Genomic DNA, 15130 nt, shown 5'->3' with positions numbered 1-15130 from the left:
TCTAGGAAAAGCCAATTCTGGATCAACCCTTAAATGTTTCCAAGGCCATAACAATTCGTTCCATTTTCATAGACCTTGAACCTTTCACGAGCAAAACAGATTTTTTTGGCACGTTTGTTTTTACGAACTGAACAAGTTCTTCCACATCCAGAAAACATCGGGCATCCGGAACTTTTTTTACCATTGGCTTTGTTTCTTCGCCAAATCCAAGTAAGATTCCTTTCCCAATTTTTTGGATTTCTTTGCCAACTTCTTCATGGTAATATTTTGAAAATTTCCCAAGTTCTTTCATTGAACCAAGGATCCAGACTACATTTTTATTTCCCGCAAACTGGCCTGTCGCTCCGATGCTTGAAAGCATTGATTCAGGATTTGCGTTGTAACAATCATCAATGATCGTATAATATCCTCGATTGATATTCAAACGTTTGTCGGGACTTTTATAAGTTTCTATTGTTTTTAAAATTTGATGATGATTTATTTGGAAATGTATACCAACTGCAAACATTCCGCGAACATTGCTTAAAAGTTTTTCTCCAGGGAGTTTCCATTCCACCTTTTGGCCATTCCATTCCAGTTGAAATCCATTTGGTTTTACTTGGATTGTTTTTAAGTTTGGTTTCTTTTTATGACTCCAAACGATGAGTTTGGTATTTTTTTGTTTCGTTCTGAGTTTTACCCGGCTTAAAAATTCCAAATCATCCGGTACAAATAAAACAGAGTGGGGGCGCATTCCTTGGATGATATCTATCTTTTCTTCTGCGATTGTTTGTCTTGATTTGAGATTTTCTATATGAGCTGAACCAATATTGGTGATAAGTGCATGTGTGGGTTCTGCAATATGAGAAAGCCTTGAAATCTCTCCTCTGTGGTTCATCCCAAGTTCACAAATGGCAACTCGAGTTTTTTCTGTGATTCGAAATAAAGTAAAAGGTAATCCAATTTCATTATTATAATTTTTTTCTGTCACAACGAGAGTTTTTGGATTTAAAAAATTGAACAAACCACCTAACAAATCCTTGGTTGTTGTTTTTCCGGAAGAACCTGTGATCGCAAGAACAATGGGTTGGAATCGATTTCTGTGATAATTTGCAAGTTTTCCGAGTGCCACCAAACAATCGGGAACTAAGATGGCCCTGTTCCTTTCGGATTCGGAAAGAGTTTTTAAAATCGGATGATTTTTTTCGCAGAGGAAGGCCAAAGCACCTTTGGCTAAGGCATCAGAGATAAACTCATGTCCATCTCTTGTTCCCTGCAGAGGTACAAATAGTGACCGGTCTTTTGTTTCCATAGAGGAGGTAGTGATCCATTGGAAAGTAGGATTCTCTGTTTGTTCCCAGTGCCAGTCTTTGGAAAACAAACTTAGAATAGTTGACAGGGAATATTCAAATGGTGCGATCATAGCTTCTACGCCAGTTTCTTTCAGAAAGAAAGATTTGGAAGAAAAAGATAAATGAAACGATCCAAAATCAAAACCATCCTGATCGGTCTAGGACGGATTTGTTCCGGTTTGGAAAGGGATCCATTTCGTAAAAAACCTTGTACCCATATGGGTGTTTTACAATCCGAGTGGGGGAAAAAACGGTTTTCGTTTCTTCTTGGATATGATTCCGACCCAAAAAAATGCGAATTGTTCCAATCCCAATGGGATCAGGATGCAAAACTAGTGCCAAATGATCCAAGAAAAACTTCCTTCGGGTCTTCTATCGATTTAGCAGTTATTTCGACCCCCAGTTCTTACCATGAAGATTGGGCCATTCATTGTATCCAATCAGGAATTCCCAACTTACTCATCGAAAAACCTGTGGCTCTTTCAGAAAATGGAGCAAAGAAAATCCATCAGTTGGCCAAAAAGCACAACACAAGGATCTGGATCAACCATGAAAGACGTTATCATCCCAGTTACCAATTTGTGAAAGACCAACTCACCAAGGGAGTGTTTGGTGAACTCAAATCCATTCGAGCATCCGTTTTCACATCAGCCAAAAATCCGGGCCTTGCTTTTTCTAAGTTAGGAGGCGGTCCTTTACTTCATGACGGAACCCATGCAGTTGATTTGATCCACTGGTTGATTGGAAAACCTAAATTACTCCATTCCAAATTGGAAAGGCCAAAAAAAAATTCTGTAGAAACACGAGCTGTTGCTTGGTTTCAGAACCAAGCCGGTGTAGAAGTATTTTTAGATGTATCAGGTGGACGAGACTACTTTCAATTCGAAATAGACATTCATACAAGTTCAAATCGAATCATATGTTCAAATGATGGATTTTCTTTTTATCAATCCGTACCGTCTCAGTTATACCAAGGGTTTCAGAGTTTGGTTCCTTTCGTTCCCAAACAATTCCCAAAACCAGAAACAGCAAATGCATTCATTGGAATTTATGAAGAAATAAATCAAGTGATCCAAGGAAAAAAACAAAGAATGGAAGGAACTCTTTCTGATAATATCGAAATTTTAAACTTGATAGAATCAATTTACAGGCGAAAACAATGAACTCTAAAAAACACAGGTCCGCTTCGATTTATCTATTTGTTATTAAAACCTGGATAGAACATCTTTTTTTGACAAAATTCAAAAAGAAATTTTATTCAGAACCCAAATACGAATCCATCCGCATTCACTTTCTTAAAAGAAAAGGCAAAGAAACAAAACATCTTTTTTTTGCAATGGGCGGTGTTTACATCAAAATTGGACAATTTGTCAGCAATTTATTCCATATACTACCAGAAGAATTTTTATGGGAACTCCAGGATTTACAGGACAAAATCCCACCTAGAGAATTTGAAGAAATCAACGAACGTTGGCTATATGACTATAAAAAGTCAATGGACACAATCTTTACCGATTTAGATAAAACCTCCTATGCAAGTGCATCCACAGCCCAAGTTCATATCGGATATTATAACGGCAAAAAAGTAGCAATCAAAACCCTCTATCCAAAAATTGAAGAAGATGCCATTCGCGATCTAAAAACTATTTCTAGGGTGATTTGGCTTATTGATCGATTTGTTTTTAAAGTTTCAGCCAAAGAAGTGAATGAACAATTAAACACAATGATACGTTCGGAACTAGACCTTCGAAGTGAGTTAAAAAACCTAAAATATACGAAACAATTATTTGCTTTGGAGAAAGATTTTTTTTTTCCAACTCCCATTGAAGAACTATGTAACAAACATACATTAGTAACAGAATTTGTGGAGGGTAAAAAAATCTATGAAATTGAACCTTTAGATTCTTATACAAAGAAAAATCCCAATTTAGAAAAACTAATTCGGGCTTATATACTTATGATCTTTGAGTATCGTTTTTTTCATGCAGATCCACATCCAGGAAATTTAATTTTTATGGAAACAGGGGAACTTTGTTTTATCGATTTCGGCGCCGTCCAGTCCATCTCCGAAGAAGAAACACGTATTTTAGAAAGAATTTTAATTGGTGCAATGCGAAAAGATTACCATTTGATCACAGAATCCTTATTTGAGTTAGGTGCTGTTACAGAATCCTTATCAAAAGAAGAACTCATCCAAATTGTCAAATACTCACTTGAAAAACTAAATCGTATCCTTGATTCGACAGATCATTTTCGTAATATCAGCTTTGATACACTAAGACCCGCCGAAGACCTCCGTTTTTTAAAAGAAATCCAAGTAAGTTTGAAACGATTGCTTTCTAGTCTAAAACTACCTCCAAATTTCCTGAGTCTCCACCGTGTTCTGGCCCTATTACTTGGAAATTCCTCTTATCTTGATCCGACGCGTTCAATGATTGAATATGCTGAAAAACCCTTTTCTCAAATCGTTCTGAAAGGAAGTTCCTTAAAAAAACTTTGGAAAGATGAGGGAGAGGAGTTCATTACGAGTCTTTTTTCCTTACCGAAGGAATTAAATGAGTTTTTATATAAATGGAACAGAGGCGAATTCCAAACCCCAGATTCATCCAGAAAAGAGGAGCTAAGACTCAAGGAAATATTCACCTTTGGCGCATTAGGATCGATATTTTTCTTTTTCGGAATGTATTATTCTGAAAAATTCTGGAAAGAACCGAGCATATTATTTTATATACTATCAGGACTTAGTTTTTGGTCTTTAGCCAAATCAAGTCTAAGTTATTGGAAACAAAAATAAACGGACCCTCTCTAATTTATGAATCTACCTAAAACTCCTTTTTTTTCTGTCTTTAAACCTGGATACTTGGCTTTTGTTCTATTTGGTCTTTTTTTAGACCTGATCACTAAATACATCATCATCACTAAAATGTTAGCTCATGAAAGTATTCCTGTGTTAGGTGATTTTTTTAGATTGTCATTAACATTTAATACAGGTTTTGTATTTGGTCTTTTCCAAGACAATGCTCTTCCTTCTTTGTTTGCTACTGGATTTGCGATTGTATTTCTTATTTTCTACCGTTGGCAAAATGCCGATTTGGGAAACGCCTGGGGTTGGAACTTTGTTATGGCGGGTGCATTCGGGAACTTTTTAGATAAATTTTTTGTAAAAATTCCGGGAGAAGGCTTTCGATTTGGATTCACTCCTGAAAAACCAGGGATTGAATACATTGGTGTCGTTGACTTTTTAGATTTTGAGTGGCCAGACTTTTTACTCTTCGACCGTTGGCCTGCGTTCAATGTCGCAGACTCTTGCGTTTCAATCGGAATCGTAATTCTTTTACTGACAATGGATTGGAAAGAGTTAGATAAAAAATAAAATTAGAAAAAAGAATCAATTTTGGGACAAACCATTTATAATTTTGTCCCAAATCAAATACGATTATAACAAATAACTTCTCATCACATTCACTGACAAAGTTTTTAAAACATCCTTGTCTTCTTCTACTTTTCCCACTTTCCAATTGATTCCCGAAGGTGAAGCATATAAACTTCTTGCAGGTTTTCCTTCTGATGGACCACAAACACGTATGAAATGAACTGATTTTTCTTTTGCAAGTGCTTCAAAGTAAGTTAGATCTTCTTCATATGAACGGCTTTGTTCTGCTGAAGATAGGTAAAAAATAATTTCGATATTCTCTTTTTTAAACTCTTCCCAAATGGATTTGTTTTCCAAATCTTCTCCGACAAGAAGCCCAAACCGAAGTCCACCCATAATGAAAATAGATTCAGTTTTTCCATCCTTCACACCTGGTTCTTTCGAGGAAGAAGGAGATTTTTTTTCATAAAAATCAACAAGAACTAAGGATTGGAGAATCGGAAGTGCCGAAACCAAAAGTCCTTCCTCATTTTTCCGGTAATGAGTTCCTCCCAAAATGACTCCAGAGAAACTTTCAGAGATTTCTAATAAATGGTCTTGGTATTCTTTTTCGTGATTCGCCGCATTTTCAGGGGATTCACTTTGAAAGAAGTGAGGAAAACCTTCTGGTAAAATTAAAAAATGCGCCTTAGTTTGTTGGATTTTGGCAATTTCCTCTGGGCTAATCCGTTTGTGTAAGTTCTTTTGATAAATTGCGATTTTGATGACAGCCATTAAAAAGGATTCCCCGATGGTAATATGTCATCATCTAAAGGATCATCAGAACTGTCATTTTCTTCATTTGTTGAAACATCGCTTGCACCCGTACTTTCTGTATCATTTGATGTTTGGTTCATCGTTTCTGATTCATTTGTTTCCTTATCCAAATCAGCAAGTTCTGTTCCACTAGATTCTACGGTTCCGTTTCCAACATCTACACCGAATGAAGATTTCATTTGATCTGGTGTAAGTTCCACAAGTCCACCAAACAAATCTCCGGTTTCTAGCCGATCATACAAAGCCATCAAATAACAATAAGATTCCATGATACATTGTTTCACTGGTTTTTTATTGAGTCTTTTACGAGACTCCATGGAATCCAAAGTTAAAACATCATTCATGTTTGCGACGATTTCCTTTTTGCCCTTCATATCTTTGATGAGCACGAGGAGGGAATCTCTAGATTTTAAGCTAAATTCTTTAATCGCCAAACGAACTGTTCTCGATTGTCCTGTACGTTTTTGTTCAATCCCAGTTAATTTTTTTGAAGCTTCAATATAATTTGCGCCCGGGTTTGCTTTGTGTTTTTCTAATTCTCTAAGAATGTCATTATAAATTCGGAATTGGTCAATGATGGTTCTTGTGCCTTCATAGATATCCAACATCTTTTGACGATAATCCACCTTCACTCCATTGACAGAGCCAGGTTTGATATCAATTTTTTTTGTGGTCATCACAAATGAATATTCATCATCAAATTCATAAAAGTAAAACAATGCAAGTAACGCTTTGTCTGAATCCGGAATGTTAGCGTATTCATTTTTTGGATCAAACTTTTTACGAAGTTTGGGGATAGAATACATCTGCATCAGACGCAGTCCATACGCCTGTTCTTTGGAAAGAGGGATTTCTTCTTCTTTTTTATCCTCTTCTTTATTCTCTTCTTCTTTTTTTGAATCCTTAGATTCTAATTCTTTTCCACCAGGAACGTTTTCACCTGATTTTCTTTGTCCAGGGCGATCTTCTGGGTTAATCCCAAGGAGATTTTCCATATAACGAGAAATTAGTGGAATATTTTTATTTTCTGCCCGAAGGACAACAAGATAGAGTCTGTCGAAAAAACCTTCAAATAGGTTATCGATCTCTTGTGTTACTTTGCGTTTTTTATTCGCATAAATAAGAGAAGGTTTTCCCTCTAATTTTTGTAATTCATCGTATGCTTGGACAAAAGATTTTTTCAAAGTCTCTTGGTAAGGATAAAGAATATACATCCTTTTAAAAAGAGCGAATATAGGATTTTTTACTCGTTCAATGGCGACGGGAGACTCTGGTGCTACCATGATTGGGTCTGTAATGTCTGTTAATTCAGGTCCATTGTATAGTTTTTGACCCATCGCAAGTAATTCGACAAGTAGAGGATTAATTTTATCGAGTGCCTTACTCAATTGCGGAGAATATTGTTGGTTGGCTAAAAGTTCATTTCCGCTGTATTGTAACTCAATTAATGCTTGTTTTGCGCGAATACTAAAGTCGTGCATAAACTTAGGAGTGAGATCACTCGAACCAAAAGAAGTGACTCGCGCAAGCCAACATTTCAGTTTGATTCCAAACCGAGCAGAAAAACTACTAATCTCTTTTTCGTATTGTGCTTTGGAATCTGCCTGGGACTTTGTGTTCCCTGAATCGGATTTGTTTTGGTTTCCACCTCGACTTCCCGAACGGCTGTCATCACCACCACGAGAAACTGTGCTTTGGCGCACCTTAGGTTCCGGGCGACTTTTTTTTGTGTCGTCTTCTTTTGGCGGTTGTTTTTCCTTTATGATCTCCCCGCCGGCATTGACAAACTTATTGAACATATCCTTTCTTGCAGAATCATCCAGTTTCCCTACGCCAATTGCTCGTTTCGTATTATCAAAATCGCCCATAATTTACTATCGTTCCAATTCCTCAATATGGGAATTCAATTTCTTACAAAAAGCAATTTTTAGTGGATTCCCCTGTTTTTCTGAAAAGATTGGAGTCCAAAAGGTACACCATGGCTGATTATATCCTGTCCGAAGATCTAAAAGAAGCGGTCCAAGTTGCAGAAATTACAAAGCGACCACTCCTGCTCAAAGGAGAACCAGGGACTGGAAAGACACTCCTCGCAAGTTTCCTTGCCGAGACCAAAAAACTCCCTTTCTATCGCTGGCATGTCAAATCCACAAGCCTTGCAAAAGAAGGATTATATTTCTATGATGCGGTCTCTCGGCTGAATGATTCGCGGTTTCCAGAAGAGGAGGCAATGCTGCGAGTTCGGGATGTCAAAAACTACATCCGGCTTGGTGCCCTGGGGGAAGCATTTTCACAATCCCACAAAGCGGTGGTTCTCATTGATGAAATTGATAAAGCAGACATTGAGTTTCCTAACGATTTACTTTTGGAATTAGACAAAATGGAATTTTTTATTCCGGAAACCAAGGAACATATTGTTGCAATAGAAAGACCAATTGTCATCATCACATCGAATAATGAAAAGGAACTACCAGATGCCTTTTTAAGACGATGTATTTTTCATTACATTGAATTTCCAAAACGGGAAGCAATGAAAGAGATCATCCGCGCACATTATCCTTCGATTGAAACAGAATTTATGGAAAAAGCTTTGGCAATGTTTTATTCGATAAGAAAAATTGAAAGCCTTCGTAAAAAACCTTCTACGAGTGAACTCCTGGACTGGATTCAAGTTCTTCTAGTTTCTGGAGAAACTTTGGAATCGAGTAAAATTCCTTTTGCCGGAACTTTATTTAAATCGGAAGAGGATTACCGAGTTTACTTAAACTGATATGTTTTTGGATTTTTTTTACAATCTAAGGCGAGAATCTGTTCCTTGTTCTACGGGAGAGTTGATTGCATTTCTTGCCACCTTAAGAAAGTTAACGGACCCTTCTGGATATATGAGTTTAGATCAATTGTACCGAGTAGGACGCCTCAATTTTGTCAAAGATTTAAAATACTATGATAGTTATGATTTAGCTTTTTCCCAAACCTTTGGTTCTTGGAAAGAACAAAGAATCCAATTTCGAGATACCTTATTTGAATGGTTGGAAGAAAATATTCCAAAACATTTAACTGATGCGGAAAAACAAAATGCTCCTCACATGAGTATGGAAGAAGTCATTGAAGAACTAAAAAAAAGATTAGAGGAACAGAAAGAACGCCATAATGGCGGAAATAAATGGGTTGGGACTTCAGGAACTTCACCCTTTGGCAATTCTGGATATAATCCCAATGGAATTTCCATTGGAGGAAATACGGAAGGAGAAGGGAATCGATCTGGCGTTAGTTTGTGGAATGAACGAAAATACAAAGCATACAGAGAAGATGAAATTTTAGATACAAGGTCCATTCAACTAGCTTTAAAAGAACTCCGCTTCTTAAAAAAAGAAGGAAGGAGGGAACTCCATGTTGATAAAACGATTGATAGAACCTGTGAAAATGGAGGTGAAATAGAACTTGTAGAAGAAAGAGAACGTAAAAATTCACTTCGGCTCGTACTCATAATGGACATTGGGGGGAGTATGACCCCGCATTCCGATCGAGTGAGCAAACTTTTTAGTGCCAGCAGAGGACTCTATCATTTCAAAGAAGTTCATAATTATTTTTTTCATAATATCTTTCACGAATATTTATACGAAAACCACGAATTTCAATCAAGGATCTCGCTCAAACATTTCGAAGAGAAGTTTCGCAAAAACACTAAATTGATATTTGTGGGTGATGCCTATATGGCTCCTTATGAGCTAATGGGGACACCTTACAATCCTTATGCGTATCATTCTGCAAACTCTGATGAAAAACAAAGAAAAGCAAAAAGTGGACTGGAATCACTCAAAGAATTGGTCGGCTATTTCCCTGAATCGGTTTGGCTCAATCCCGAACCCAAACGTTTTTGGGGTGCTCCGACCATCGAGGCCATCGAAGATGTTGTCCCTATGTTTCCCCTAACCATCGAGGGTTTACGAAAGGCAGTAAAAAGCTTGGTTTAATCCATTTTCTTATACATTTCTCATTGATTTTCAGGATTTTTCTGCCGTTAATTTTACCAAATGATCAACCAATTTTCAATACCAAGTTTGGTCATTTGCCTTATCAATTTAGTAACTCTGGGTTTTTATTACTCATTCTATCGATTTCATTTTTACAGGTTTACCGAGTCCTTTTTACAATACACTGCTTTTGCCTTTTCTATTTTTAGTGCAGGGATTGCCCTGGCCTTACAAGCAATCTTATTAAATTGGCTACCCGATGGTGGACCATATTGGAATTCCTTTATTCTATCTTCTTTTGTAGAAGAACTTGCTAAATTACTGGGAATCTATTTGTTTTTTAGTAAAAATCAGGATGAATTCACGGTTACCGATGGAATTTTTTACGGATTGGTGTTAGGTGGCGGATTCGGTCTCGTTGAAAATATTTTGTATTTTATTAATACCGGGCTTTGGTCACAAGTGCTTCGTTCAATTACAGCTCTTCCTATCCATATGATGAATGGGGGACTCGTTGGTGCTTACTTAATGATGTTTTTATTTCATAAAAATCCATTTTTTAAATGGGGGAAATTAGGATTCGGTTTTTTTCTTTGTGTGGGAATTCATGGATTGTATAATCTTTCTATTTTCCAAGAAATTGATTTACTCTTTGTTCTCCCATTTTGTATTCTTTCCTTGTTTTTTATTCTAGAACTAACAATTGCTAAATCAAGAATCCTTGTGCCAGGTCATATTCTGAAACTAATGAATATGAGTATGGAAGAGTATGAAATTCTTAGCCGTCACAATCGACATGAAGGTTGGATTCAAAATATACAAAAACATATTTCCACCTCGGGGATTAAACTTTTACAATACCCAAACTTACGCCATTCCATTATCACTGCGTTTTTTTTAGTACCGGGAATTTTTTCCATTTATTTGTTATTTGAATCACCAGAATGGATTTCTTATAAGTTTCCAGACCTTGGGCTACAGGATTATTTTGCTCTCTTTGTGATGTATCCGATTGTATTAGCGCTTATGTTTTTCTTTGCAGGTATTTTGAATCCATATTTCTTTAGAGATCGAATGTTGGCGGTTCCATTATTTAGTTCCGTTGATTTACATTTAGGAAACATTGAAGAAAACTCTGCAATGTTTCACATCCAAGCAAATATGTTTTACCTTCCCACATCACAGATGTTTCCTGAAAATACGAAAGTCAAATTTGACCTTTGGATTGGTTTAGATTGTTTTGTTGGTCTTTCTGGAACCATTCTTTGGTGTAGGGAGAATGAAGAAGGAAATTGTGGGGCCATGTGCCAACTAGATAAAATTCCATATCCTTTTCTTTTTAAATGGCATTTCCTTCGTTTGAAGCAGAATTTTAAAAATTTATTTTTAAGAAAGGCTTTGGTTTAAAGGCACTTAAAACTTGGATTCAAAACTTAATCCATAAAACAAACTATCATTTGGTCTAAACTGATTTCCTATTCCTAAATAAGTTGTATTGGCATTGGGTTTCATGTCCAGTAAAGGTTTTAGATAGACACCTGTGGTATTTTCTTTTTTTGATTCCATTCGACCTAAATAAAAACTATCAATCAAACTATAAGAGATGATTGAAGTAAAGACAACAGAATAAATCAAAAATCGTTGTCTATGAAATTCATAATTTTCTGTGCTTAATGTATTCGCAAATACAAAAACTCTTCCATCACTTGTTGGGATGTATTCGATATCTTTGTTGATTGCATTGACAGATGCATTGTACTCATATAACATTCCTAAGCCGGAAAGGAAAGCACCACCAAAAATAAATGCCGCTTTTCCATATCTTTTTTCGGTGATAGGGGAATAACCTGGAATGACTTTGGGTGTTTCTTCTTTAATAACTTTTACAATCACCGATTTGTTTTGAATTTCAAAAGATTGGAAATCCAAGATATCAACCGACTCCAGAGTTTTTATATCGGTCTCAATGATGATTCGACCTCGTTCCAAGGTTTTGAAATTTCCTGTAATTTCTTTGCCAGCAAATACCCATTTCCCCTTGGCCCCAGGTTCGATGTATCGTTCCATCGGAAGATCCGATTCAGCCTGAACTTTTAAGGAAGAGATTTTTTTTATGGGAATGATCTCTAATTCCAAAGGGCTACTTTTTTTGGAAAAACTAGCATTGGTTTTTGTCAATTTGGTGAGGATCAAATCGCAGTCTTCCACACCGAAGGTTTTGTAATCAGCGCAAGCCGGAAGTCCGTCATAGCCCACATCAATTCCTTGAACCTCTGTATTCAGGAATTTATAACGTTTGCCTTGGTCCTGCCATTCCACGTGTGTTGCGGTAACGTTGACAACCTTTCCATTCAGTACTTCCCCTGATTTCAAACGAATCTTATCCGCCAAGAGGGAGGAGACACTCAAAAACAGCAGAAAGGTTAGAAATACTGTCCGTAAACATCGTAAGGAGGATATGTGGGTGCCTAAAACCAATGGGAAAATCTCAATTTTGTGATAGATTTCTATCACTTAATTATCGACAATACAAGTAATTGCCGTGAACAAAAGCAAAATCAAAACGACGAATTCCTTACGCTTTAAGATTGGACTCTTTTATTCCCTTCTTGCCTTACTCAATATCATCTTTTTTACGGTGATGATTTTCGAAAATCAATCGGATTTACTCCTCAAGAACTTTCAATTCCAGTCGGAAAACCTTGCCAATACCATTCTTGCCGACATCCAATCCATTGGTCTTTCAGGTGCCAAAGACGAAAGTTTTGAAGTTTTTCGCAAAACCTTAAAATTGTATGAAATTACAAAATTTTCTATCTTTGATCCAGAGGGAAAAATCATCCTTTCCGAACCGGAATCTGAAACCGGTACCAAAGAGATTGCGGAAGATGTTTTAAAAAAAACCAAAGAAGTTTCCTCCGATAAGGAAGGTAATCTATTCAAAGCTAGATACAGTTTAGATCTAAATGAATCTGATTTTACTGTGAACTTTCTTTTGCCAATTCGTCTTTCTGATTCGAAAGAAGTTTTTCTTTTCACTCATTTCAATATATCCACCATTCAAGATCGATTGAAACAACTCTACATCCAAGTGGCTTATGCCGTTCTTTGGGGAATTGTATTTCATATTATTTTTGCCATTCTTGTCTACCGAGCCATTTTCAAACGAGTTGGATCTTTAGAACTTGCCTCAAAAGAGATGGCAACGGGAAATTTAGAATCTCGAGTCACTTGGGATTTTAGAAGTAATGACGAATTAGATAGTTTAGGAAAGTCATTTAACTTAATGGCGGAAGAAATCCAAAACAAAGTAACGACCATTACACGGCTAAATGAAGAAATCAATCAAGAACTACAAATTGGAAAAGAAGTACAAGAGTTATTTTTACCATCTGTAAAAAAATTCAAAAAATTCAATATTGGTAAATTATACAGACCAATGAGAGAAGTATCTGGAGATTTGTACCAATACTTTCAATTTCCTGAAAACAATTATTATGGATTCTTTTTAGCTGATGCATCAGGGCATGGTGTTTCGGCTGCTCTTGTAACTGTTGTCATGGCGATGTCTTTACAAGCCATAATGAAAGAAAATCATTCAGCAATTCAAGCAATCAACCAACTTGGGGAAGTGATTGCCAATCGACTCCAAGCTTCCTTTTTTGCAACAGGGGTCTTTGTTGTTTTTGAAGAACCTGGAGTTGTAAAATTTGTGAATGCAGGTCATAATGCTCCGTTTATCATTCGACCATCCACAAAAGAAATTACTTATGTTGATAGTTCCGGTCCCCCTCTCGGTATGGGTGATGATATCCAGTATTCTTTAGAATCTTTCCCTGTTCTACCGGGAGATAAAATCATTCTTTATACAGATGGTGTAGTAGAAACTCCGATCAAAGAAGGTGGACTTTTTGGATTGGAAAGATTTACGGAAGTTGTTTTAGAAAATATCCATTTACCAAACTCAGAAATTGTTGAAAAGGCAATGGCACTTCTTGAAGAAAAACATGAGGAATATAAGGATGATGTCACAATGATTGTCCTTGATGTACCAGAATGAAAAAGTTTTTCTTTTTCTCTCTTTTCTTTATTCTGTTTTTCTTTTTTGCATTGGCTTCACAGTCCATAGTCAGTGTCAAACTACAAGAGTTAAGATTCGGAATTCTTCGGGACCAACTGATGAACTACGAACTCTCTTCCCAAACCTTAAGAGAAAGACTAAAACAAATGTTTCTTTCCAAAGATGATTATATGACGGAAGTAAAAGTCAATATCTTGGAATCAGGGATTATGAATTCGGAAACAGAAGGTCTTGACCTAAAGATGAGTTGGCAAGATCAATTCGGTCTTTATGTCATTAATTCAGTACGTTTTTTGAATTTTAAGCCATCCTTGGAATTAGAGGAACAACAAAAAACCATCATTCGGTTGCAGTTTGCTTTTTATATGGAAAGGACAAGAAAGTATCCAATTGCTTCTAAAAAATACCAAGAACTAGAAGATTCCGTTACTTCTTCTTTATCTGATGAAATGGCATTCACACTTCTTCATCATGGATACTGTTTGGTGATGATGGGCGAAAGAGAAAAAGCATTTGTCAAACTCACCAAAGCCATTGATTTATTTCCCGGAACCCACTATGCAGAAAATGCGAGTTTACTGATTAGTTTTTTAGAAGAGGGCGAAAAGAAAAAAGAAGAACTCAAAAGCAAAAAAAAATCGCCTGAAGAGTTGGCTTACTCACTTTTCCAAAGTGGAGATTACGAAGAAACATTAAAAACTTTAGAAACTCTGCCGGTTTTAACCAAAGACCAATCTTATGTCAAAGCTCGGGCAATGGAAGAACTTGGAAAAACTTCAAATGCAGTAAAAGAATACATACAACTTGTAAAACAAAAAGAAAATAAGGAAGTAGCAATCCGAGCAAACAGACGTTTGTTGCTAATCGGTAATTTTTACCAAGAAAACAAATCTCTTGTAGCTTTTTCCAAAGAAGAGGCAACAAAGCTAGGTGACGCAAAAGCTGCAGAAAATATTGAAGAAGGAAAGAGTTTAGTTTTAAAACCTGTTATCATTGAAAAGGTTCTCAAAGCAGAAACAGCATCCAATCTCTCAGAAGAAGAATCAAAAGAACTGAATCAAATCAAAGAGAATATTCGTGAATCTTTAGAAGATTCCAAAGGAGAAACCACCAAACTAGCAGCGGTTGTCTCCGAGGAAAAAATTCCTCTTGTTCCGGAAATCGATGAATCGAAACCAAAACTGACTGAACAAACGCCAAACCTAACAGATGCGAAAAAAAACATTCCGAAATCTCCCTTAAAACTCAAAGTTAAGTTAAGAGATGGAAGGGAAGTGATTTGTGAGGAAGTGAAAATCGAAGGGAATCTTGCCACCCTCCAACTTGGTTCCTTTGGGCTGAACCTCCCTTATGATCTTGTGGTTTCTGTCCAGGTTTCAGCTGACCGGGGGATTCCTGTCAAATTGGTAACTGGGTCTGGAATTCAAGGAGAATCCAACCGATGGATTCAAAATGGGTCTGGGGATTGGACAAAACCAAAATCAAGTGAAGAGCCGGTGGTTAGAGGAGAGGTAAAATCTTTCCGGCTCTGAAAAAGTATGAAAAAGAGAGGAAGCCG

At 36.7% G+C, this 15130-nt stretch carries 12 protein-coding genes; 8 read left to right on the top strand and 4 right to left on the bottom strand.

Annotation, left to right across the window (positions count from 1 at the left end; all coding sequences use genetic code 11):
* Positions 1-22: 22 nt before the first annotated feature.
* A complete protein-coding gene (locus EHQ47_RS14615) occupies positions 23-1402 on the bottom strand; it encodes a UDP-N-acetylmuramoyl-tripeptide--D-alanyl-D-alanine ligase (RefSeq protein ID WP_135777455.1) in 1380 nt (459 codons plus the stop codon).
* A 51-nt stretch (positions 1403-1453) separates the two neighbouring features.
* Between EHQ47_RS14615 and EHQ47_RS14610 the strand changes: the two genes are divergently transcribed.
* The 3 genes from EHQ47_RS14610 to EHQ47_RS14600 are packed head-to-tail and all read left to right on the top strand — an operon-like array spanning position 1454 to position 4704.
* The gene (locus tag EHQ47_RS14610) at positions 1454-2494 is read left to right on the top strand and encodes a Gfo/Idh/MocA family protein (RefSeq protein ID WP_135749071.1); all 1041 of its coding nucleotides are present in this window, start codon (positions 1454-1456) and stop codon (positions 2492-2494) included.
* A complete protein-coding gene (locus tag EHQ47_RS14605; RefSeq protein ID WP_135749072.1) occupies positions 2491-4125 on the top strand; it encodes an ABC1 kinase family protein in 1635 nt (544 codons plus the stop codon). The genes EHQ47_RS14610 and EHQ47_RS14605 overlap by 4 nt, the downstream gene beginning before the upstream one ends.
* An 18-nt stretch (positions 4126-4143) precedes the next feature.
* Entirely contained in the window at positions 4144-4704 is a 561-nt protein-coding gene (locus EHQ47_RS14600) for a lipoprotein signal peptidase (protein ID WP_135749073.1), read from the top strand.
* Positions 4705-4767: 63 nt separating this feature from the next.
* Here EHQ47_RS14600 and EHQ47_RS14595 read toward each other — a convergent pair whose 3' ends face one another.
* Positions 4768-5478, bottom strand: coding sequence for a carbon-nitrogen hydrolase family protein (locus EHQ47_RS14595; protein ID WP_135749074.1), 711 nt, complete (start codon positions 5476-5478; stop codon positions 4768-4770).
* Positions 5478-7388 (bottom strand): hypothetical protein, encoded by a 1911-nt coding sequence (locus EHQ47_RS14590; RefSeq protein WP_135749075.1) that lies wholly within the window; start codon positions 7386-7388, stop codon positions 5478-5480. Before EHQ47_RS14590 ends, EHQ47_RS14595 begins: the two co-directional genes overlap by 1 nt.
* Positions 7389-7498: 110 nt before the next feature.
* Between EHQ47_RS14590 and EHQ47_RS14585 the strand changes: the two genes are divergently transcribed.
* The 3 genes from EHQ47_RS14585 to EHQ47_RS14575 are packed head-to-tail and all read left to right on the top strand — an operon-like array spanning position 7499 to position 10898.
* Positions 7499-8287, top strand: a complete 789-nt coding sequence (locus tag EHQ47_RS14585; protein WP_135749076.1) for an AAA family ATPase — start codon at positions 7499-7501, stop codon at positions 8285-8287.
* Between the two features lies 1 nt (position 8288).
* Positions 8289-9491: a VWA domain-containing protein gene (locus EHQ47_RS14580; protein WP_135749077.1), complete on the top strand. Its 1203-nt coding sequence runs from the start codon at positions 8289-8291 to the stop codon at positions 9489-9491.
* Positions 9492-9551: 60 nt separating this feature from the next.
* A complete protein-coding gene (locus EHQ47_RS14575; protein WP_135777454.1) occupies positions 9552-10898 on the top strand; it encodes a PrsW family glutamic-type intramembrane protease in 1347 nt (448 codons plus the stop codon).
* 6 nt (positions 10899-10904) lie between these two features.
* Here EHQ47_RS14575 and EHQ47_RS14570 read toward each other — a convergent pair whose 3' ends face one another.
* The gene (locus tag EHQ47_RS14570) at positions 10905-12005 is read right to left on the bottom strand and encodes an LB_137 family protein (protein ID WP_425269580.1); all 1101 of its coding nucleotides are present in this window, start codon (positions 12003-12005) and stop codon (positions 10905-10907) included.
* A 28-nt stretch (positions 12006-12033) separates the two neighbouring features.
* Here EHQ47_RS14570 and EHQ47_RS14565 point away from each other — a divergent pair, with 28 nt between their 5' ends.
* Together EHQ47_RS14565 and EHQ47_RS14560 are read left to right on the top strand one after the other, a co-directional pair.
* On the top strand, positions 12034-13551 hold the full coding sequence (locus EHQ47_RS14565; protein WP_135777452.1) for a SpoIIE family protein phosphatase: 1518 nt from the start codon (positions 12034-12036) through the stop codon (positions 13549-13551).
* On the top strand, positions 13548-15104 hold the full coding sequence (locus EHQ47_RS14560; RefSeq protein WP_135749081.1) for a tetratricopeptide repeat protein: 1557 nt from the start codon (positions 13548-13550) through the stop codon (positions 15102-15104). The genes EHQ47_RS14565 and EHQ47_RS14560 overlap by 4 nt, the downstream gene beginning before the upstream one ends.
* The last annotated feature ends 26 nt before the right edge of the window (positions 15105-15130 follow it).

Source organism: Leptospira bourretii (genome assembly GCF_004770145.1).
GTDB lineage: Bacteria > Spirochaetota > Leptospiria > Leptospirales > Leptospiraceae > Leptospira_A > Leptospira_A bourretii.
Note: the sequence above shows the minus strand (reverse complement) of the source record. Positions and strands in the feature narration are given on the sequence as shown.

Coding starts and splice junctions, on each gene's coding strand:
- EHQ47_RS14580 (WP_135749077.1), top strand. CDS start 8,289: ATGTTTTTGGATTTTTTTTACAATCTAAGGCGAGAATCTGTTCCTTGT.
- EHQ47_RS14600 (WP_135749073.1), top strand. CDS start 4,144: ATGAATCTACCTAAAACTCCTTTTTTTTCTGTCTTTAAACCTGGATAC.
- EHQ47_RS14560 (WP_135749081.1), top strand. CDS start 13,548: ATGAAAAAGTTTTTCTTTTTCTCTCTTTTCTTTATTCTGTTTTTCTTT.
- EHQ47_RS14615 (WP_135777455.1), bottom strand. CDS start 1,402: ATGATCGCACCATTTGAATATTCCCTGTCAACTATTCTAAGTTTGTTT.
- EHQ47_RS14595 (WP_135749074.1), bottom strand. CDS start 5,478: ATGGCTGTCATCAAAATCGCAATTTATCAAAAGAACTTACACAAACGG.
- EHQ47_RS14590 (WP_135749075.1), bottom strand. CDS start 7,388: ATGGGCGATTTTGATAATACGAAACGAGCAATTGGCGTAGGGAAACTG.
- EHQ47_RS14605 (WP_135749072.1), top strand. CDS start 2,491: ATGAACTCTAAAAAACACAGGTCCGCTTCGATTTATCTATTTGTTATT.
- EHQ47_RS14575 (WP_135777454.1), top strand. CDS start 9,552: ATGATCAACCAATTTTCAATACCAAGTTTGGTCATTTGCCTTATCAAT.
- EHQ47_RS14610 (WP_135749071.1), top strand. CDS start 1,454: ATGAAACGATCCAAAATCAAAACCATCCTGATCGGTCTAGGACGGATT.
- EHQ47_RS14585 (WP_135749076.1), top strand. CDS start 7,499: ATGGCTGATTATATCCTGTCCGAAGATCTAAAAGAAGCGGTCCAAGTT.